This window comes from Acinetobacter sp. UBA5934, assembly GCF_002430855.1.
GTDB lineage: Bacteria > Pseudomonadota > Gammaproteobacteria > Pseudomonadales > Moraxellaceae > Acinetobacter.
Genome location: NZ_DJDC01000202.1, coordinates 32,218 through 51,730, shown reverse-complemented (window position 1 = coordinate 51,730; position 19,513 = coordinate 32,218). Strand labels below are relative to the sequence as shown.

Below are 19,513 nucleotides of genomic sequence, written 5' to 3'. Positions count from 1 at the left end.
GTCATGGCCCCATCACCAATGATTGATACGACTTCACACGGATTGTTCTGATAACGACGCGCCAGAGCCATGCCAAGGCCAGCAGAAATGGCGGTAGATGAATGCCCTACCCCAAAAGTATCAAATTCAGATTCTTCACGTGCCGGAAAGGCAGCCAAGCCATCTTTGGCACGAATGCTGGTCAACTGTTCACGGCGACCGGTCAAGGCTTTATGCGGATAGGCCTGATGGCCGACATCCCAAATTAAACGATCATGTGGGGTATTAAAACAGTAGTGCAAGGCCACAGTGAGTTCGATTACCCCCAGATTGGCACCAAAATGCCCACCGCTTTGTCCTGCTGCATACAAAATGTACTGACGTAACTCATCCGCCACTTGTTCTAATTGGCTACGCTCGAGCAATCGTAATTGTTGAGGATGATCAATCGCATCCAGCAACGGAGTTACAGGGCGCTGAGTCGGTATTTCTGTATACAACATAAATGGCAAAGCCTTCTAAAGCCTGGCAAATCCTAAGCTAGGTAAATGGGTTTATTCGAGCATAATGATCGAATTGTATCACCTTTAAATCAGCCACATTTCTAGCGATGCAGTTTAGAGGCAAATCTCTATACTGGGTGTTTGTTCATGAGCGAGATTATCCTGAATAATCTTACTATTTATCAACCATTATCGTTCGCTTTATACAAAAAAGAAAATCTTCTGCATAAATTCATCTTTACAATTCAACTAATGTCCAAGCATTCAGCTATACTTTAGCCAATTAATGAACTATTTAACGAGTTAAGCAGTGCCTATAGAGTTTGTCGCGACTTCAAGATTACCAACCGCTTTTGGTGAATTTAAAATCACGGTATTTCAAGACCCTAACACAGGTGAAGAACATGTAGCTCTTTCTAAAGGCTTAGACACTCCCCCGACTGAACCGGTATTGGTGCGGATTCATTCTGAATGTTTAACCGGTGATGCTTTTGCCTCACTGAAATGCGATTGCGGTCCACAGCTTCAAGCTACGCAAAAATTAATCAATGAAGTCGGTCAGGGCGTGATTCTGTATTTACGTCAGGAAGGCCGCGGTATTGGACTGACCAATAAAATTCGTGCTTATGCCCTGCAAGATCAGGGACATGATACTGTTGATGCCAACTTGATGCTGGATCTGCCAGCCGATGCACGACGTTATGACATGTGTACCATCATGCTCGACCATTTGCAGGTGAAACAGGTCAAACTGGTAACCAATAATCCTTCAAAAATTCAGGCGCTACAAGAGCTGGGAATTGATGTGGTTGACCGTGTGCCTTTGACCGTCGGCTTAAATCCGTTTAATGCCCAGTATTTAAAAACCAAACATGAACGCATGGCGCATATGTATAAGAAAGGCGATTTTTAAATCCTACTTATTTTATAAATCCCCCCCGACTTTAATACAAATCTACCCCCGACCCTCCTTTACTCAAGGAGGGAGTGATCTTCTTTAAAAAGGAAGGTTTGCAGGGATTAAATAAGATTAAATCGTCATTGAAAAAATCCGATTCTCCGGCATACGGCGTTTTAAGCGCAAATCAAAAGCCATACAGATATTACGCACAAAAGGTTTACCTTTTTCCGTCACCGTTATGCCCTGCTCATCCATCTGTAGCAATTGATCCTGCTGCATTTCTTCAAGTTGCAACAAAACCTCGGACAACTCTGGAAATTGCATGGCCGTCGATTGCCAGCTGGTGCTGAATGTACACATCAAATTCAGGATATGTTTGCGGATGATTAAATCTTCTGTACTCAGCACATGACCTTTAACCACCGGAATTTCATCCAGCTCCAGACGCGCATAATAATCTTCCAGTTTCTTTTCATTTTGCGCAAAGCTGTACCAGCTGTCGCTAATCGAAGAAATTCCCAAGCCAATCATCAGCTGTGTTTTAGACGAGGTGTAACCCATAAAATTACGGTGCAAGGTGCCTGCCTGAAAAGACTGATACATGCTGTCCTGAGCTAAGGCAAAATGATCCATGCCAATTTCATGGTAGCCATGACCAAGAAGCTGCTTCTTGCCTTCCTCATAAAGCTGGCGCTTGAGCTCATCTTTAGGTACATCATGATCTTTAAAACCTCGTTGGCCATTGCCCTTGATCCACGGCACATGCGCATAGCTATAAAATGCCAAACGGTCTGGCATTAAACTGCTGGTCTGATCAATAGTATTCAGCACATCTTGCAGATTCTGAAACGGCAAACCAAATACCAGATCATGTGAAATGGAAGTATAACCAATTGCACGCGCCCATTCCGTTACACGCTGTACATGTTCAAAAGGCTGAATACGGTGAATGGCTTTTTGCACCGTTTCATTGTAATCCTGAACTCCGTAACTGACCCGACGAAAGCCCAGATCATATAAGGCTTGCAGATGTTCACGGGTGGTATTGTTAGGATGTCCTTCAAAACTGAATTCATGCTCAGCAGCAACTTCCGCTTTGGCTAAAATGCCCTGAATTAACTGTTGTAAATGCTCAACTGAAAAGAAGGTCGGTGTGCCCCCGCCTAAATGAATTTCTTTAATTTTCGGTTTTGTGGCTAACAGCTCACAATATAAAGACCATTCTTTGAGCACCGCCTGAATATAAGGCTGCTCCATTTCATGTTTTTTGGTCACTTTTTTATGACAACCGCAGAAAGTACACAGGCTTTCACAAAATGGCAGATGAATATACAGACTGATGCCTTCGCTTGGGTTGGATTCATCAAAGGAACGCTTTAAGGTCTGTTTCCACAGATCAGGCGAAAATGGCTCGGCTTCCCAATACGGCACCGTTGGATAACTGGTATAACGCGGTCCGGGTACATTGTATTTCTGAATCAGTGAATTCACTTGAATGGACATGCTTGAGGTACCTCACCCTAAACAGATTCGCTCAAGGTTTTGAGCTGTTTTAAGCATTGTGCTGAGCATCGCTAAAGATTTCAACCTAGCAGAATGGTCGGATTTCACTGAGTTTTCAGCCTTTTAAACCATTTTCCCGGTTTTGATGATTGCTAAATACAGCTTAATTTTTTGCGGTTTTTATGCTTTGATGTATTTCAGTTTTGTTTTCCTCTATGAGGGCTTTGATGCAGCATCCTACATCTGCCGATATTCAACGCGTTCGCGAATTCTTGCTTGATCTGCAAAGTCGTATTTGCTTGGCACTTGAACAACAAGAACAATACGGTGGCGGCACAGCTCAATTTGAAATTGATGATTGGCAGCGTCCTGAAGGCGGTGGTGGCCGTTCACGGGTCTTGCAAAACGGCAGCGTGATTGAAAAAGGCGGGGTGATGTTCTCTCACATCAACATTTCCAAACTCCCGGCTTCTGCCACAGAGCGCCATCCGCAAATTGCCGGTGCCAAGGCTCAGGCTATGGGCGTGTCGCTGGTGATTCATCCGAAAAATCCCAATGTGCCGACTTCACATGCCAACGTGCGTTTATTTGTGGCGGAAAAAGAAGGCCAGGATCCCATCTGGTGGTTCGGTGGTGGCTTCGACCTGACGCCCTTTTATCCGAGTGATGAGGATGTGTTGGCTTGGCATCAAAAGGCCCATGATCTATGCGCACCATTTGGCGATACGCTGTATGCAGAACACAAAAAATGGTGTGATGATTATTTCTATTTAAAGCATCGTGACGAGCAGCGCGGGATTGGAGGCTTATTTTTTGATGATCTAAACCAGTGGGATTTTGAAACCTGCTTTGAGTATATGCAAGCAGTAGGTAACGGCTATTTAGAGGCTATTTTACCTATTTTTCAGCGCAATCAGGATAAAGCCTATACTGAAGCGCAGCGTGACTTCCAGCTGTATCGCCGTGGTCGTTATGTGGAATACAATCTGGTCTATGACCGCGGCACGCTGTTTGGCCTGCAAACCGGTGGCCGGATTGAATCCATTTTAGTCAGTATGCCACCGCTTGCAGCCTGGTCGTATCGTCCTGAGTGGGATGAAAATTCGCCCGAAAAACGTTTAACCGACTATTATTTAAAACCGCACGACTGGCTGACCGAGCTTAAAGCATAATTCAAAACACAGCTCAAAATATTGAATCCCTTTACCCTGACCGGAAAGGGATTTTTTAATTGACTTGATGCTGTGATAAACAACCTGCTTTTAACTTTTATCCCTATTCAATAAATCTTGGCTTGGTTCAGAACATTGGTTCAGAAAAATAGTTTGCTATTCCAGCAATATGCATAACTTTGACATATTTACTTACAGCACTAGTCTCTTTAGTCACTGTAAAATCGTTTAGACTGAATCATTCAATTTAAGATCACAATGTTAAAAGCATGCCCAAATAAAACAATTCATGCTTAAGAGAGATAACTATGTTTAATACCATTCTAAACCACAAAGTCATTCTATTTTGGTGTATTTTGACCATGATTGTTTGTTCAATCACCACCACTTTACTGTCTCACAATACCCTTGCGGATAGCTTGTCGATTACCTTTACCATATTTGCAGCTTTTGCCCTGTTGTTTACTGCAGCAATGTGGCTTGAAGATACTATTCACGAAATTTGTAATCCTTAAATAGAATTTAAATTACTGCTTCAAAGTGACCAGCGTTAAACATAATTAAATAGAAATAATTTTCTCCTTCCCTCCTGCCTCTTTTTAATCTTCCCCCTTGACTGGCTTTAGCCTGGGGGAAAAATCACGTATATTGAATGCCATTTCCGCCGAGGGACCTTGCGAAATGAGCAAACAATTTGCCGTGATTGGCAATCCTATTGAACAATCACGTTCTCCAGAACTGCATCATGCTTTTGCTGAAAAAACTGGTATTGACCTGACCTATAGCAGACGCCTGGCTCCGCTAGATGGCTTTGAAGCCGATCTCCAGCAATTCTTTGCTCAGGGCGGGATTGGCATGAATGTAACAGTGCCTTTCAAGGAGCAGGCTTTTGCAGCCTGCTCTGTATTAACCGAGCGTGCCAAAATTGCCAAGGCGGTGAATACCCTGTGGATGCAAGATGGCAAACTTTATGGCGACAATACTGACGGGCAAGGACTGGTGGATGCCATTAAAGCCTTAGACTGGCAGCTTGACCATAGCGAAGTGTTAATTATCGGTGCTGGCGGTGCTACCCGTGGCGTGATTTATCCGCTGGTACAGGCGGGTGTGAAAAAGATTGTGATTGCCAACCGCACTTTAGCCCGTGCAGAACAACTGGTGGCCGATTTAAAGCCCGCTGTGCCGCAAGCTAGTCTCGAAGCCATTTCATTAAATGATCTGGCCGGCAATTTTGACATCGTCATTAATGCCACTTCTGCAAGTTTAACGGGCGATGCTCTGGTTTTACCTGAAACGCTAAAATTTAAGCATGCCTATGAAATGGCTTATGGCAAACCATCAAGCTTTTTAGATCAAGCCAAGCTACGCGGTGTTCCGACTTCAGAAGGTTATGGCATGCTGGTTGGACAAGCGATTGAATCTTTTTCAATCTGGAACGGAGTCAAGCCTGAGCTGAAAGATTTTCTTTAAGTGGTATTAATCCAGTAATTGAAAAGAAGTAAGTCTCTGCTTCTTTTCATTTTTTATCGGTTTAAATGGCTTAGTATTGGATTTTATGACATCCATTGTCATTTATCGATCTTGCTTTTGACCAAAATAGAAAATTCATTATCTTTCTGTCAAAAATAATGATAACCTTTTTATTTAATTATATTTTTATAAGATTAACCGAAAGTAGCATGCACAAAAAATCGTACAAAAGCATATAATTATTTAAACTTGAAACTGAACCATAATATTTTAAATTAGCCTTTCTGACATTTCTCTCAGGCTGCATCATCAATGTATTTTAATCAACAATGTGAATAATCAAATTATCGATTCTGATAATCCAATACTATTTCTAAATTAGGATTAACAATATGCCAGCTTATAAAGCCCCTTTGCACGATATTCGGTTCTTGATGAACGAAGTGCTTGATTACCCGACACATTATAAAAGTCTTTCAAATGGTGAAGCAGCAGATGCTGACACTGTAGATATGATTCTTGAAGGTGCGGCAGATTTCTGTGAAAACGTCCTTTCTCCGATTAACCAATCTGGTGATGAAGAAGGCTGCCATTTTGAAAATGGTGAAGTAAAAACACCAAAAGGTTTTAAAGAAGCATATGACCAATTCGTGCAGGGCGGCTGGCAAGGTCTGTCTTATCCGGAAGAGTTTGGTGGTCAAGGCTTGCCAATGTCGCTTAACCTGATCAAATCGGAAATGATGGGTACTGCGAACTGGTCATTCACCATGTATCCAGGTTTGAGCATGGGCTGTATGAATACCATCATGCAGTTCGGGACTGAAGAACAAAAAAATACCTACATGCCGCATTTAACTGCCGGAACCTGGTCGGGCACCATGTGCTTAACTGAACCACAATGTGGTACAGACTTGGGGCAAGTGAAAACCAAAGCTGAACCGCAAGCAGATGGTACCTATGCCATTACAGGGACTAAAATCTTTATCTCTGCCGGTGAACACGATTTAACAGAAAATATCGTTCATATCGTGCTTGCCCGCCTTCCAGATGCACCTGCAGGCACCAAAGGTATTTCGCTGTTCATCGTACCTAAATTTATCCCGACTGCAGATGGTGGCGTGGGTGAACGCAATCCTGTGACCTGTGGTTCAATCGAACATAAAATGGGGATTCGCGCTTCAGCAACTGCAGTTCTCAACTTTGATGCTGCGACCGGTTACCTGATTGGTGAACAGCACAAAGGCTTGCATGCCATGTTTACCTTTATGAATACGGCGCGTATTGGTACAGCTGTACAAGGTATTGCTCACGCGGAATTGTCTTTCCAGGGTGCATTGCCGTATGCCAAAGAACGTATGTCTATGCGTGCTTTATCTGGCAAGAAAGATCCTGAGCAAGTGGCAGATGCGATCATTCACCATGCTGACGTGCGCCGTATGTTGCTCACGCAAAAAGCCATTGCTGAAGGTGGCCGTGCCATGATTTATCATGCTGCACAGCTTGCTGACAAAATGACCGATGCGCTGACCCAAGGCGACCAGGCGAAGTTTGAAGAATATGACGACAAGCTGGGTTTCTATACCCCAATCTTGAAAGGTTTCCTGACTGAACTGGGCCTTGAAGCGGCGAACCACGGTATGCAAGTGTTCGGTGGTCATGGATATATTAAAGAGCATGGCATGGAACAGATTGCCCGTGATGCACGTATTGCTACGCTGTATGAAGGTACTACCGGTGTTCAGGCACTTGACCTGATTGGCCGTAAAGTATTGCTTTCTTCTAAAGGCAAAGTGGTACGTGACTATACTGCTGAAATCTTGCGTTTCTGCGGTCGTCACGCACGTAACAAATACATGCGCCGTTTTGCATGGGACTTGACCAAGATTTGTGCACAATGGAACGCTTTAACGGTTCGCATCATGCTGGCAGCACGTAAAGACCGCGACATCGTCTCTTCAGCTTCTGTTGATTACTTGATGTTCTCGGGTTATGCGATGATGGCCTATTACTGGGCTCAACAAGCGGCTGTGGCTTCTGAGAAACTGGAAGCAGGTAACGGCGCAGAAACACCTGAATTCTATAAAGCAAAAATCAAGGTTGCAGATTTCTACTTCGAACGTTTGTTGCCGCGTACCCAAGGTCATGCCGAAGCGATGGTCAATCCATCGAAAACCATGATTTCTTTAGCACCTGAACACTTTAGCTTTGACTACTAAGTTATAAGGCTTGAGTCAAAATAAAAGAGCACTGCGGTGCTCTTTTTTATGCGCTACAATAATCTCAATGCATCGCCGATTTTCAAAAGGATAAAATAATAAAAAAGCATAAGGTCACCTTTTAGATGAAAAAATTATTTTCACTTCTAAGCCGCTTTTATAAACCCAAAGGTGCAACTGTGCCTTTAAATATCCAGCATCTTGAGCAGGAGTGGAATTCATTCCATTCCGCCAATTTAGGCGATGCCGGCGAACCCATTACCCTGCTAAGGACCGGGCTGGGGAACCGATATATTGTGCAAGGTATCGCCATCGATCAGCAGCAAGATCTGTTGTATAGCACGCATGTCGAGGGCAATCCTGAACAAGGCGTGATCAACAGATTTAAGTTTCACAACGCGAATGTATGGCCGGCGCTAGATGCGCAAAAACCCTCTCCCCTTATTGGTCATCAAGGCATTGCGGTCGATCCGCAAAGTGACTTTCTTTTTGCTTCTGCTGGATCAGCCGTTCCGAATAAAGGCTGGTATATCCTAAAATTTCAATATGCAGCAAATTCTCAACCCGCTAATACTCAGTTAATTCAGGTATTTGATCACCAATACAGCAAGATTACCAATACCATGCCGACCCTCACCCCCGATGGAAAATATCTGCTGGTACGCGGCAATAATCACCACACAAATGTGATTCGTATTTTTAAATTTGATCTGATTAGCGAGAAAAAATTAACAGATCTTCGTTTTTTCTATGAAGATGAATGGCCGATCGCTTCGGATTTCACTCATGATAAAGCTGCATTTCAAGGTTTGAGCTGCGATGGAAGTTATGTCTATCTGTTAAGTGGCAATAAAAATAAAGGACCTAAACGAATTTATGTATATGACTTCTCAGGCAAACTGATTCAAAAAATGGATAATGTCACGCTCGGTCACTTTAATAATTTGTCCAAGCGCAGCCTACAATACTGGGAACCTGAAGGCTTAACGGTAGATATAAAAAACCGTCAGCTCTATGTGTTATATGCCATAGGCAAGGATGGACAATTCTTAGGCCGTATTTACCGAATGAAAATTAACTCAAATTAAAAAAATGAATATTTTCAAAAAACTTTCTATAGATGAATAAAAAATAATTGAAGCAGCTGCACAAAAGCCAATTATTTAGAACTTATCTCGAATAATGAAAATTTAATTTATTTAAACTTGGAATATAACTATCAAATTATGATCCAGTTTTGTAAAAAATATGAAGAATATATGAATAAATTAGTTGAATAAACAATCATTTACTATTACAAATAAGATTAAAATAGAAAATATATAAATAATTATTCCAATTAAAACATTTAGTTAAAGTATCACAATAAGATAATTTATCAGTTTTACAAAAGACCCCTAGGTAGATTCACCAAATCTCCACAAACCCCACCTATGATGACCTCATTGAAAAATGATGAGCATCCCCATGAAAAAATTGATTTCTTCTCTTATGATCGGCCTTATTGCTACCACTGCGACAATGTCTGTAATGGCGGCACCCTCTTATGATCCACATCACCCGTCAGCACCGCATCATTTTAATAAAAAACCTATGCCGCCTAAACATGGCATGCATCACGGTCCTCGGCATAATGTTCACTTTGATAAAAAAGACCACAAAGGTTTCTTTAACAAAGACAAACATTATCACAATGCTCCACACTACAAGTTACCGCCTAAACACCGTTAATATTGAAAAGCCCAATTTTAAAAATTGGGCTTTTTATTAAATAAAAATTAATCTCATACCTAAATCATTTAGAATTTTATTTAGATTCATAAGCAGCCCTCTTTTTTAGGTCTTATCGTTTTTTTATTGACTGCTCAGTAGCTGTAGATTAAATATTTCTAATTTAATAAATTTCCTATAATTACCCTGTAATCACCATAAGGTTAAAGGGTACGACCTAATTATTCATTCGCATCATATTCAGCTAGTGCATTACACAGATAGGGGGTTTTCTATCTCACACTGTTGTTCAATATATAAACAAATAGCCTATTGTCTTTGCTTAAAGCAATCATCACTTTATATATTTATCTCACAAAGTTACGGAACTTTTACACTGCTTTTAAGCGAAGCAGCCTATCTTATAAAGGTAAATTTAAATAACAAACTTTAAAGGTTGCCAATATGAACGCGATTACAATGAAGAAGATGATTCACTGTGTGGCAGTGAGTAGTGTATTGAGTTTTGCTGCCTCTCAAAGTATGGCAATGGAACCTGAGTCTAAATCTGATGGCAAAAGTCACTCTCAAATGTCGCAAGATGCTCATGAGCGTTTAACGGATAGTCAAGTGATTAAGGTGGTAAGCACCGCCAATAATGGTGAGATCATGCAGTCAAAAACTGCCATGCCGAAGCTAAAAATGGATGAAACCCGTAAGTATGCTCAGATGATGATTAACGACCATACAGCCAATGAGAAAAAAGGCCAAGCCTTGGCAAAACGCCTAAAATTAACACCACAAGTGAGTACAATTAGTACAGCATTGCAAAATGACAGCAATAAGATGGTGACCAAGCTGAATCAATCATCAACAGTTGATAAAGACTATATGATGAGTCAGGTTGAAGTACATCGTAAAGTTCTGATGACTATTGATAAGCAATTAATACCGAATGCTAAAAATTCCGAATTAAAAAATATGCTTACACAAACCCGGACTGCAGTGGCCAAGCATTTGGAAATGGCTCAACAAATTGTTGCAAAGATGAAATAACATAGGAAGCCCTATGTTGTTATTGAACACTTATTCTTAATCAGCCTAGCATCGATCAGCTAGGCTTTTTTAGGCTCACACTCTTTATAAAATTACTTCATCGACATCAAATTTGAATATTAAAGGAACTCTTCCAGCACAGAGTTTAAAAACACATGTCCTTGCTCGGTACAAGACAAACGGTTTCGATCTTCAACCATGAGCTTTCTCGCACGCAAGGAAGTTAAAAGTTCATTTAAGTGAGCCAGGTCTAAACCCGTGCGCTCGGCATACAGTTGGGCTGCTACGCCTTCATTTAACCGCAGTGCATTCATCATAAATTCAAACGGCATATCTGCATCTTCAATACGTTTAAACTGAAGATGCTCGGCAGGCACTTTGGCCAAATAATCTTTCGGCAAACGAGTTTTCTGAAAACGGTACACTCCATCAGGTCGTGTCACTTTGCCATGTGCCCCTGCTCCAATCGCCAGATAATCCCCAAACTGCCAGTAATTTAAATTATGTGCAGAGGGTTTTTCTTTACGCCAGGCAGACACTTCATAATTGACAAAGCCATTAGCTTTTAAATACGCCTCGCCCTGCTCCTGAATATCTTCCAGCAGATCATCAACCGGTAAAACCGGCTGGGTACGGAAAAATACGGTATTCGGTTCAATGGTCAGCTGATACCAAGACACATGCGTTGCGCCATTTTCTACCGCCAGTTTTAAATCAAGCAAAGCCTGTTCTAAAGTCTGCTCAGGCAAGCCATGCATCAAATCGACATTGATACGCTCAAAACCGGCTTCACGGGCCAAATGAATGGCATGGATTGCATCATCATTACTGTGAATACGCCCTAATTTTTTCAGGTGATCGGTATTAAAACTCTGCACACCAATGGACAGACGGTTAATCCCTGCTTTTAAATAACCGGCAAAAGGATCGTGCTCGACGGTTCCCGGATTGGCTTCCAGGGTAATTTCACAGCCATCTTCAAATGGAATAAGTGCTTTTAACTGACTAAATAGCCATTCATAACCTTTGGCCGAAATCAGTGACGGCGTCCCTCCACCAATAAAGACACTATGAATCTGGCGGCCTTGGGCAAAATCAAGCTGGGTTTTAAAGTCTGCAAGCAAAGCCTGTAAATATTCCTGCTCCAAATCTAAAGACAGCTTTCCATCCGGGACAGCATGCGAGTTAAAGTCACAATATGGACACTTACGCACACACCAAGGCATGTGAATGTATAAAGATAAAGGTACCAGTGCGGGATTTAATTCAGCCAAGGAACAAGCTCGAAATGGGTAAAGGAAGATGCATATTTTAACATGACTGCATCAGGACACTGATAAAATCTCACAATGAATATCGGTACACTAGGAAAAACTACAGAAGAATTAATTTGTTAGAATGATGAAAATATCTGCTCAGTTATTGTTGTTTATCCCCCTCACGCTGGGGATTGGTATCGCGCTCACTATCCAAACTGCCCTTAATAGCCAGTTAAGAGAATATTTAAATTCACCCTTACAGGCTGCCCTTTTATCTTTTTTGATTGGTACAATACTGCTTGCCATATTGGTGTTTTTTCAGCCGGTAGAAAAACCAGGTTTTGCTACACTTGTGCAACTTCCATGGTATTTATGGTTGGGTGGATTTCTGGGCGTATATGCGATTAGTCTCAGTATTTATGCTGCTCCCAAACTCGGTTTTTTAACGCTGTCCGGTTTGATTATTTTTGGTCAACTCGTCACTTCAATGATTTTGGATCATTTTGGTTTACTGGGCACAGAAAAAACACCCATTAACTGGCAACGCCTGTTAGGTGGCGTGGTGATTTTTATTGGTGTGCTTCTCACTTTACAACGCTAACCCTCATTATTCTAAGCACATGATGAGTAATTTTTGTGTCTCATGTATCGTCGGTTACAACGACCCGTTATGAATTAAAACAACTCTTTCATTTGATGATTCCAATTTTGGTCACTCAATTTTCCCAGGCCGGTTTGGGACTGATTGATACCATTATGGCCGGACATCTTTCGCCGGTAGATCTGGCTGCGATTGCTGTCGGGGTAGGTCTGTGGATTCCTGTCATGCTGCTTTTTAGTGGCATCATGATTGCTACAACGCCACTGGTCGCCGAAGCCAACGGTGCACGTACGCCGGAAAAAATTGCCACCATTGCTCGGCAATCGCTGTGGATCGCCCTGATTCTGGGTATCATCGCTGCGCTGATTTTACAGGTCATGCCGTTCCTGCTGCCTGTACTGGGTGTACCTGAAGTGCTGTTACCTAAAGCCAGTTTATTCCTGCATGCCATTGGCCTGGGTATGCCCGCCGTAACCATGTATGCAGCGCTGCGTGGCTATTCAGAAGCACTGGGTCATCCACGTCCCGTGACCGCGATTAGCCTTGGGGCATTAATTGTTCTGGTTCCGCTTAACTTTATTTTCATGTATGGCTGGGGTCCAATCCCTGAACTGGGCAGTGCCGGCTGTGGTTTTGCTACTGCTATTCTGCAATGGCTAATGTTTATTGCACTGGCAAGCTATGTATTTAAAGGCTCGGCCTATAAAAAAACCCAGCCCTTTGCCGCATTTGAAAAAATTAATCCCGAATGGATTAAACGCATTTTAAAACTCGGTCTTCCGATTGGCCTGGCTATCTTTTTTGAGGTCAGCCTGTTCAGTACTGCAGCCATTGTGCTCAGTCCTTTGGGCGAAACCCTGGTGGCCGCCCACCAGATTGCCATGTCCGTGACCTCGCAGCTCTTTATGATTCCGATGTCTTTGGCGATTGCGCTAACGATTCGGGTGGGCACGTATTATGGGGAAAAAAACTGGCAGGCGATGCATAAGGTGCAATATTTAGGTTTGGCCACCGGCACTGTTTTTGCCTTCGCCACCATGGCACTAATCTGGTTTTTCCGACCAGAAATTGTGGCGATTTACACCTCGGACTATGAGGTCACTCAGGTCGCGCTATATCTGCTGCTGTTTGCCATGGCTTATCAGCTGATGGATGCCTGGCAAGTCAGCGCCGCAGGTTGCCTGCGCGGTATGCAAGACACCAAAGGTCCAATGTGGATTACCATGATTGCCTACTGGGTCGTAGCCTTTCCGGTTGGGGTTTATTTGGCACGCTTTACCGAAATGCAGGCCGCTGGGGTTTGGGTCGGTTTGATTGTCGGTTTAACCGTAGCCTGTGTCTTGTTATTAACCCGTTTATATAGAATCAACCATCGACTGAAAACCCATTAAAATGTCATAGACTCATTCCTTTTCCCATGAAAAGGAATGGGATTACCACAAAACAAATATAAAAATAATGATAAATAATTCAGAAATTTATCTACTTAAAAATGTTCTAAGTGTGATGATTTCAGTGTAAAAATGCAGCTTTTAACAATTTAAAGTAGGCAATATCCAGTTTAACGCCTATGATCATTAAAACCTATCTATGATGATCCTGAGGAATATCGCATGGCAAAAACGGCTAGGACCCCCGGTCGTCGCTTTATGAAACTTGCCGGTATGACGGCGAGCATTGCAACTAAAACCGTGTCAAACTCGATTAAAAATTTTAATGCCGATGAAGAACAAAAAAATGCCTCGCGCAGTAAACTTTTTCAGGATATAGGTCTTCAGATTGCGGATACCTTGGGCGAAATGAAAGGTGCGGTCATGAAAGTGGGGCAAATTGCTTCACAATATAAAGATATCTTCCCGCCAGAGGTGGCCCGTGCCATTAGCAAGTTACAGCGTCAGGCCCCTGCGATGCCTTTTGCTGAAATCAAAGCGCAAGTTGAAAAAGAATTGGGTAAACCCCTCCTGAAAATCTTTAGAAGTTTTGATGAACAGCCTTTTGCCGCAGCCTCGATTGGTCAGGTGCATAAAGCCATCTTGCCGAACGGTCAGCAGGTGGTGGTCAAGGTACAATATCCGGGCGTAGATGAAGCCTGCGAAAGTGACCTGAAACAGGTTCGTCTGGCCTTGCGTTTAATGGGTGTGCTGAAAATTGACCGGAAATTGCAGGATCGTTTATTTAAGGAAATTCAGGAAAGTTTGGATAACGAACTGAATTACCAGATCGAAGCACAAAATCTGGAAGTGGCACGTACCTTCCATGAGACTTTAGACAGCAAGATTATTATCCCGCAGGTTTATAAAGATTATTCTTCGCGTCATATTTTAACCTTAAGCCTGGAACAGGGCGAAAGCATCGAAACTGCCAACACCTGGTCTCAAGACACTCGCAATGAACTGGGACGCCGTTTATTCCGTGCTATTGGTCAGGAAATTTTCTATCTGAAACGGTTCCACTGTGACCCGCATCCGGGCAATTTTGCCTTCCGTGAAGATGGTACTGTCATTATTTACGATTACGGCGGTGTCAAAACACTGTCGATTGAAATTGTCTCCAATTTCAAGACCCTGATTAATGCTGCCCGTGAAGGTAATATTGCCGAAATGGAACAGAAGCTGGATGATCTTCATTCTCTTACCACACAAGGCAAGTTCCCGGAAGAGCTGTATCGTCAGTGGCTGGAAGTGTTGATGCGCCCTCTCACCACGCATTACGATTTTGCCGAAAACTCTGCCCATCATGATGGGATTGAGCTGCTCAAACCGTCGTTAAAATACTGGGATGTGTTTAAGCCCTCTCCTGATACCTTGATGGTCAACCGCACAGTTTCCGGACATTACTGGAATTTAATTCATTTAAAAGTGAATGATAATCTGAGTGATGTATTTGAGGAGCTGGTACCGCCTCGCGTCTAATGAACAATAACAAACCCGGTTAACAAATTGTCACCGGGTTTTATTTGAATATTTAATTGTTATGTTATAACATTTCTTAATAGTTAAAATATACAATGGAGAAAGGTATGCGTCCAGATATCCACCCAGACTATCAACAAGTGCTGTTCCACGACACCAATGCTGATGTCTATTTTATTATTGGTAGTACTTTAAAGCCTACCCAGACACGTGAATATGAAGGCCAGACTTATCCTTATGTGACTCTGGATATTTCCAGTGCCTCTCATCCGTTTTATACCGGTGAGCAGCGTCAAACCAGCAATGAAGGCCGTGTGGCAAGTTTCAATAAACGTTTCGCGCGTTTCAAACGCTAACAGTAACTTCATATTGTTTTAAGATTTCAACGTTAATCTTAAGACTTGAAAAGCCCAAGCACTCTCCTCCAGCTTGGGCTTCTTTTTATGTTCTTTTTAAAAGTAACTAGCTGCTATCGGGCGTGTAATAACCCTTGAAACAGATAAAAACCCAATGCTAAAACCATCACTCCTACAATCACACTGGAAATGACATAGCCTAAAGCCAGTACAATTTGACCATGCTTGAGCAGTTGAAAAGTTTCCAGACCAAAACTGGAAAAAGTGGTAAAGCCACCTAAAATGCCCACCATCAAAAACAGGCGTGCTTCATTTTGCAAAACTGGAAATTTCTGGCTATAGGCAAAGAAAATACCGGCAAGCAAGCAGCCACAAAGGTTCACCCACCATGTGGTCCATGGAAATCCACTGCTCGGCTTAAATAGCAACACCCCTGCACCATAACGCAAACTTGCACCAACCGCTCCCCCTAAAGCTACCAGTAGCCAATTCATATCTGTTCCATTTTTAACGAATCAAAGATCAAAATTGTATAAATACTTCATGCACTATACCGTACAAATGAGCTGAAATAGTAATGAAATGCTGCAGTAAAAATTGTTATAGTCGCGGTGTTTTTAAACTTTTTTCTATGAATTGAGGAAATTATGGCTCAGGATTTATTGGCACAGCTTCAAGCAGGTGAAATCAAATTTGCAGACGTGATTGCATATATTGATGCACGCTATAACCACACCGCAACAGCTTTTCAAAATGGCAAACAAGCCAATGCTGCAACCGAAAACCAAGGCAGTGCTAAAGTATTTTCTTTTGCCAAACTCAATGGTCTGGATCAGGCACAGACCTTAAGTCTGTTTGCTGAACATTATGATGCGGTATTGGCGACCCCTGAAGCTACCGATCACCAGAACATTCGCCAGTTTATGCAAAATGGTTGGGATGGCATTCAATTTGCAGGTCAGGCTTTAACTGCAAAATAAAGTTCTGATTCAAAAAAATCCCTCTTGATTAAAGAGGGATTTTTACTCTATTGATCACCCGAAATCTTATTAAAACAAGCTTCAGATACGCGAATGTGGCAGGGATGCCACATGTTGCCCATCCTTGCGCTGCATTTTAAAGCAGTGCTTAAAACTGGCTCAGGACGTTGTGTGTGGGCAACTAAGGCTTTTGCCTACTTTTGGTCTGTCAAAAGTAGGATTAAAGTCTGCACAAAGTACTTTTAACTTTTAAAAGAAAAACGAGGAAGTCCCAACAACAAGCTTCAAACAAATACTAAATTATTAAATCAGGAAATTCTAACCCGACATCGCCACTCATCAACCGGATTTTGTTCCCATGCACGGCCATGTTTCACGTGAATCCATTCTTCACCCGGTTGCAGCGCAGTAAATATAAACTGTTTTTGTCCACCTTCACCCACCATTGGCTGCGAACTTTTCACCTGATCTTGCTGATAAATTTCCTCAACTTTTAAGATGTGCTGCGGCTGGGCCACTTGCCAGATATAACCTGTAGTCGGATTCTCTGGCAAGCTGAGTTCCAGCGTTTGTCCCACATTCATTTCCAGCAAAGTCGGACATTGCTGCTTCAGCGAATAAACATGGGTTTTGCCACCTACCGTTGGACTCATACTGCTACAGCCAACCACTGATACGCCCAATAGTGCAGTCAAACATGCCGCTAAAATTTTCATGAAATGGCTCTTTTGTCTATCTTGTTTTAAACAGAAAATTAACCTTTAACCCGTTCAATCCATTCAATGGAACTGACGCGGAATAGTTCACACGCGCCATCACCGGTATCGGTCGGGGTTAAAGATGACGTCCAGACCAGATTCTTGTCCTTAATTTCTACCAACTCGCCTTTTAGACGAACCAGATCACCACGTTTGACATGTTTAATCTGTTTGGCAATTTGAGGATTGGCAGGAATGATGTGCATATTCGACACCATCTGCATGGCTTGATCGACAGGCACCGGCAGGCGATCGATCTTCCAGTTTAAATAGCGGTCATACTGGTTCACCGATATATGTCGTGCAATTTCAGGCTCGGCAAACAGTCCCCAACTCACGGCATAATCAATCGGTGAGAACTTGGCCTGCTCATCGCTGGTATAAATTTTCGAACCTAAAATACGAAAATCGCCTTTAAAGGATTGCAGCTTTCTAATTGACTGTTGTTTAGATACCGGAGCCAGACCCTTTGCAATATTATGATCGACAGAGGCACTCGCACTCATTTGCATCATACTGGCTGCAAGCAAAGTACTGAATAATACTGGTCTAATCATTTTTCTGCCCTAACAAATTTCTTGATTTCTATACTAATTTTAAATGAGTAAGCTTAAATAACTATATGGACTTAGTAACAGTATAGATATATTCAGTCACTTTTTTGTCTTATTGGCTAAGCAGAATATTGGTTAAACTAAGGGTATATAAAGCAAGAAAAATTAAGTGACAATGATTTATAAATTTTACCAGCAACACATTTTTCCGCATTTGCTCAATCAAGTGATGCAAACCCCTAGCCTTATGGATCTGCGTCGCGAACTACTCTTACCTATTACAGGTGAAGTATTGGAAATTGGTTTTGGTACCGGGGTAAATCTGCCTTTTTATCAAAATGTCGATACATTGTATGCTTTGGAACCGAATGCTGATATTTATCAGTTGGCGATTAAACGTGTGCATGAAAGTGCCATTCATGTGCAGCATGTTCAGGCCAGCGCAGAAAAACTGCCTTTTGCAGATCACAGTATCGACAATATCGTCAGTACCTGGACACTCTGCAGTATTAAACAGCTGGATCAGGCTTTGGCGGAATTGCATCGCGTGCTCAAGCCCGGCGGAACTTTGCATTTGGTCGAACATGTGCTGTCTGACCGGCCTACGCTGCAACATCTGCAAAACCTGCTGACCCCTATTCAAAAACGCCTTGCAGATGGCTGTCATCTGAATCGCAATATTGAACAGGCTTTGCTGGATGCACATTTCAGCTTTAAAGAAAAACATTATCTGGATGCAGCGGGTATTCCTAAAATTGCACAGCGCATGTTATTTGCCCGTGTGCAAAAACAGTAAATTCTGAATTTAACGGCGTTGCATACACATCGCCGTTTTAATCATCAAAATCGATGCGTACCGTTTCAAAACGTACCCGCCCTTCCCGTATGGCCTGGGCAATCGCCTGTTGCCCCTTGGTCAGACGTGCGCCGCCACTTTTAATATCAATCAGCACCACCTCGATATCTTCCGGGCTTCCTTCACCATCGCGCAAGTCGGTATAGCCATCGAAAACCACATAATCGACCGGATCACCCAGAAATTTTGCATCGCTGGGCAAGTACTGAAACTGCGGCATAATCGGTGCCAGCTGCTCTGCCATCTTGCCTTTGAGCACCGCACGACTGGTATTGACACTGCGTTTTTGTGCTTGTGCCAAAGCCTGTTGGTGTTCCAGTTCCAATTCAGCAATGTACTGTTCATACTCTGCCTTGACTCGTCCATTACGGGTATTGCTCAAAATCATGGTAGTAAGCACCACGCCAAAACACGCGCCAATCAGCATTGCCATCCAAATGGACATTATTATTCCCTAATCACAAAAATTACCGCCCCATATAGCTTAAGACTTTTGTCCCGAGTCATATTCAGCATCTCAAACAATGATATGCTAGGACCGAGCAGAATAAAATCGTCAGGGTCATGAAAACTATCTTAATTGCCAATCAAAAAGGGGGGTGCGGGAAAACTATTACCGCAATTAATCTGGCTGCCGCTTTGGCACAAAAAGGCTATAAAGTGGCACTTGCCGATGCCGATAACCAGAAATCTGCCTTGCAGTGGCTTAAACAGCGCCCGGAAGATG

The 19,513-nt window shown here is 42.6% G+C and carries 22 protein-coding genes; 15 read left to right on the top strand and 7 right to left on the bottom strand.

Annotated features, from left to right (window positions below; all coding sequences use genetic code 11):
• Positions 1–482, bottom strand: a 482-nt coding sequence (locus tag B2Y23_RS15415; protein WP_291371764.1) for a 1-deoxy-D-xylulose-5-phosphate synthase N-terminal domain-containing protein, incomplete at its 3' end; no start/stop codon positions are given.
• Between the two features lie 310 nt (positions 483–792).
• Here B2Y23_RS15415 and ribA point away from each other — a divergent pair.
• Positions 793–1,395 (top strand): GTP cyclohydrolase II, encoded by a 603-nt coding sequence (gene ribA, locus B2Y23_RS15410; protein WP_291355062.1) that lies wholly within the window; start codon positions 793–795, stop codon positions 1,393–1,395.
• A gap of 117 nt (positions 1,396–1,512) precedes the next feature.
• Here the strand turns inward: ribA and hemN are convergent, their stop codons facing one another.
• Complete coding sequence (gene hemN / locus B2Y23_RS15405; protein ID WP_291355060.1) at positions 1,513–2,886, bottom strand: oxygen-independent coproporphyrinogen III oxidase; 1,374 nt, start codon at positions 2,884–2,886, stop codon at positions 1,513–1,515.
• Between the two features lie 227 nt (positions 2,887–3,113).
• On the opposite strand from hemN, the gene hemF reads away from it, so the two are divergent.
• The 7 genes from hemF (at position 3,114) to B2Y23_RS15370 (ending at position 10,510) form a co-directional block, all read left to right on the top strand.
• A complete protein-coding gene (hemF, locus tag B2Y23_RS15400) occupies positions 3,114–4,058 on the top strand; it encodes an oxygen-dependent coproporphyrinogen oxidase (RefSeq protein ID WP_291355058.1) in 945 nt (314 codons plus the stop codon).
• Between the two features lie 308 nt (positions 4,059–4,366).
• A complete protein-coding gene (locus B2Y23_RS15395; protein ID WP_291355056.1) occupies positions 4,367–4,573 on the top strand; it encodes a hypothetical protein in 207 nt (68 codons plus the stop codon).
• A gap of 166 nt (positions 4,574–4,739) precedes the next feature.
• Positions 4,740–5,528 (top strand): shikimate dehydrogenase, encoded by a 789-nt coding sequence (aroE, locus tag B2Y23_RS15390; RefSeq protein ID WP_291355054.1) that lies wholly within the window; start codon positions 4,740–4,742, stop codon positions 5,526–5,528.
• Between the two features lie 392 nt (positions 5,529–5,920).
• A complete protein-coding gene (locus tag B2Y23_RS15385) occupies positions 5,921–7,744 on the top strand; it encodes an acyl-CoA dehydrogenase C-terminal domain-containing protein (protein WP_291355053.1) in 1,824 nt (607 codons plus the stop codon).
• A 125-nt stretch (positions 7,745–7,869) separates the two neighbouring features.
• Positions 7,870–8,832: a hypothetical protein gene (locus tag B2Y23_RS15380; protein ID WP_291355051.1), complete on the top strand. Its 963-nt coding sequence runs from the start codon at positions 7,870–7,872 to the stop codon at positions 8,830–8,832.
• 379 nt (positions 8,833–9,211) lie between these two features.
• On the top strand, positions 9,212–9,475 hold the full coding sequence (locus tag B2Y23_RS15375; protein ID WP_291371762.1) for a hypothetical protein: 264 nt from the start codon (positions 9,212–9,214) through the stop codon (positions 9,473–9,475).
• Positions 9,476–9,919: 444 nt separating this feature from the next.
• Positions 9,920–10,510 (top strand): DUF4142 domain-containing protein, encoded by a 591-nt coding sequence (locus tag B2Y23_RS15370; protein WP_291371760.1) that lies wholly within the window; start codon positions 9,920–9,922, stop codon positions 10,508–10,510.
• A gap of 119 nt (positions 10,511–10,629) precedes the next feature.
• Here B2Y23_RS15370 and hemW read toward each other — a convergent pair whose 3' ends face one another.
• Positions 10,630–11,784 carry a radical SAM family heme chaperone HemW gene (gene hemW, locus B2Y23_RS15365; RefSeq protein WP_291371758.1) on the bottom strand — a complete coding sequence of 385 codons (1,155 nt, stop codon included), beginning with the start codon at positions 11,782–11,784 and terminating at the stop codon, positions 10,630–10,632.
• A 124-nt stretch (positions 11,785–11,908) separates the two neighbouring features.
• Here hemW and B2Y23_RS15360 point away from each other — a divergent pair, with 124 nt between their 5' ends.
• The 4 genes from B2Y23_RS15360 to B2Y23_RS15345 all read left to right on the top strand — a co-directional run bounded on the left by B2Y23_RS15360 (position 11,909) and on the right by B2Y23_RS15345 (position 15,638).
• Positions 11,909–12,370: a DMT family transporter gene (locus B2Y23_RS15360; RefSeq protein WP_291371756.1), complete on the top strand. Its 462-nt coding sequence runs from the start codon at positions 11,909–11,911 to the stop codon at positions 12,368–12,370.
• Positions 12,371–12,405: 35 nt separating this feature from the next.
• Positions 12,406–13,761 (top strand): MATE family efflux transporter, encoded by a 1,356-nt coding sequence (locus tag B2Y23_RS15355; RefSeq protein ID WP_291371754.1) that lies wholly within the window; start codon positions 12,406–12,408, stop codon positions 13,759–13,761.
• A 222-nt stretch (positions 13,762–13,983) separates the two neighbouring features.
• Positions 13,984–15,282: an ABC1 kinase family protein gene (locus tag B2Y23_RS15350; RefSeq protein WP_291355039.1), complete on the top strand. Its 1,299-nt coding sequence runs from the start codon at positions 13,984–13,986 to the stop codon at positions 15,280–15,282.
• Positions 15,283–15,389: 107 nt separating this feature from the next.
• On the top strand, positions 15,390–15,638 hold the full coding sequence (locus tag B2Y23_RS15345; protein ID WP_291355037.1) for a type B 50S ribosomal protein L31: 249 nt from the start codon (positions 15,390–15,392) through the stop codon (positions 15,636–15,638).
• A gap of 113 nt (positions 15,639–15,751) precedes the next feature.
• On the opposite strand, the gene crcB is transcribed toward B2Y23_RS15345, so the two are convergent.
• Positions 15,752–16,132 (bottom strand): fluoride efflux transporter CrcB, encoded by a 381-nt coding sequence (gene crcB, locus B2Y23_RS15340; protein ID WP_291371752.1) that lies wholly within the window; start codon positions 16,130–16,132, stop codon positions 15,752–15,754.
• Between the two features lie 153 nt (positions 16,133–16,285).
• On the opposite strand from crcB, the gene B2Y23_RS15335 reads away from it, so the two are divergent.
• Positions 16,286–16,618 (top strand): HopJ type III effector protein, encoded by a 333-nt coding sequence (locus tag B2Y23_RS15335; protein WP_291371750.1) that lies wholly within the window; start codon positions 16,286–16,288, stop codon positions 16,616–16,618.
• Between the two features lie 308 nt (positions 16,619–16,926).
• On the opposite strand, the gene B2Y23_RS15330 is transcribed toward B2Y23_RS15335, so the two are convergent.
• Together B2Y23_RS15330 and B2Y23_RS15325 are read right to left on the bottom strand one after the other, a co-directional pair.
• Entirely contained in the window at positions 16,927–17,334 is a 408-nt protein-coding gene (locus tag B2Y23_RS15330; protein WP_291371748.1) for a protease inhibitor I42 family protein, read from the bottom strand.
• Between the two features lie 38 nt (positions 17,335–17,372).
• On the bottom strand, positions 17,373–17,933 hold the full coding sequence (locus B2Y23_RS15325) for a hypothetical protein (protein ID WP_291371746.1): 561 nt from the start codon (positions 17,931–17,933) through the stop codon (positions 17,373–17,375).
• Between the two features lie 172 nt (positions 17,934–18,105).
• Here B2Y23_RS15325 and B2Y23_RS15320 point away from each other — a divergent pair, with 172 nt between their 5' ends.
• On the top strand, positions 18,106–18,726 hold the full coding sequence (locus B2Y23_RS15320; protein ID WP_291371770.1) for a class I SAM-dependent methyltransferase: 621 nt from the start codon (positions 18,106–18,108) through the stop codon (positions 18,724–18,726).
• Positions 18,727–18,763: 37 nt separating this feature from the next.
• On the opposite strand, the gene B2Y23_RS15315 is transcribed toward B2Y23_RS15320, so the two are convergent.
• Entirely contained in the window at positions 18,764–19,231 is a 468-nt protein-coding gene (locus B2Y23_RS15315) for a Holliday junction resolvase-like protein (protein WP_291355027.1), read from the bottom strand.
• A 119-nt stretch (positions 19,232–19,350) separates the two neighbouring features.
• On the opposite strand from B2Y23_RS15315, the gene B2Y23_RS15310 reads away from it, so the two are divergent.
• Positions 19,351–19,513: ParA family protein (locus B2Y23_RS15310; protein WP_291371768.1), on the top strand; the 163-nt coding region annotated here is incomplete at its 3' end.

Excerpts from the sequence above, each read along its gene's own strand:
- B2Y23_RS15325 (WP_291371746.1), bottom strand. The coding sequence starts at position 17,933 with ATGATTAGACCAGTATTATTCAGTACTTTGCTTGCAGCCAGTATGATG.
- B2Y23_RS15395 (WP_291355056.1), top strand. The coding sequence starts at position 4,367 with ATGTTTAATACCATTCTAAACCACAAAGTCATTCTATTTTGGTGTATT.
- B2Y23_RS15335 (WP_291371750.1), top strand. The coding sequence starts at position 16,286 with ATGGCTCAGGATTTATTGGCACAGCTTCAAGCAGGTGAAATCAAATTT.
- B2Y23_RS15345 (WP_291355037.1), top strand. The coding sequence starts at position 15,390 with ATGCGTCCAGATATCCACCCAGACTATCAACAAGTGCTGTTCCACGAC.
- crcB (WP_291371752.1), bottom strand. The coding sequence starts at position 16,132 with ATGAATTGGCTACTGGTAGCTTTAGGGGGAGCGGTTGGTGCAAGTTTG.
- B2Y23_RS15320 (WP_291371770.1), top strand. The coding sequence starts at position 18,106 with ATGATTTATAAATTTTACCAGCAACACATTTTTCCGCATTTGCTCAAT.
- B2Y23_RS15385 (WP_291355053.1), top strand. The coding sequence starts at position 5,921 with ATGCCAGCTTATAAAGCCCCTTTGCACGATATTCGGTTCTTGATGAAC.
- B2Y23_RS15375 (WP_291371762.1), top strand. The coding sequence starts at position 9,212 with ATGAAAAAATTGATTTCTTCTCTTATGATCGGCCTTATTGCTACCACT.
- B2Y23_RS15360 (WP_291371756.1), top strand. The coding sequence starts at position 11,909 with ATGATGAAAATATCTGCTCAGTTATTGTTGTTTATCCCCCTCACGCTG.
- B2Y23_RS15315 (WP_291355027.1), bottom strand. The coding sequence starts at position 19,231 with ATGTCCATTTGGATGGCAATGCTGATTGGCGCGTGTTTTGGCGTGGTG.
- aroE (WP_291355054.1), top strand. The coding sequence starts at position 4,740 with ATGAGCAAACAATTTGCCGTGATTGGCAATCCTATTGAACAATCACGT.
- B2Y23_RS15380 (WP_291355051.1), top strand. The coding sequence starts at position 7,870 with ATGAAAAAATTATTTTCACTTCTAAGCCGCTTTTATAAACCCAAAGGT.
- hemF (WP_291355058.1), top strand. The coding sequence starts at position 3,114 with ATGCAGCATCCTACATCTGCCGATATTCAACGCGTTCGCGAATTCTTG.
- hemN (WP_291355060.1), bottom strand. The coding sequence starts at position 2,886 with ATGTCCATTCAAGTGAATTCACTGATTCAGAAATACAATGTACCCGGA.
- B2Y23_RS15350 (WP_291355039.1), top strand. The coding sequence starts at position 13,984 with ATGGCAAAAACGGCTAGGACCCCCGGTCGTCGCTTTATGAAACTTGCC.
- B2Y23_RS15330 (WP_291371748.1), bottom strand. The coding sequence starts at position 17,334 with ATGAAAATTTTAGCGGCATGTTTGACTGCACTATTGGGCGTATCAGTG.
- B2Y23_RS15370 (WP_291371760.1), top strand. The coding sequence starts at position 9,920 with ATGAACGCGATTACAATGAAGAAGATGATTCACTGTGTGGCAGTGAGT.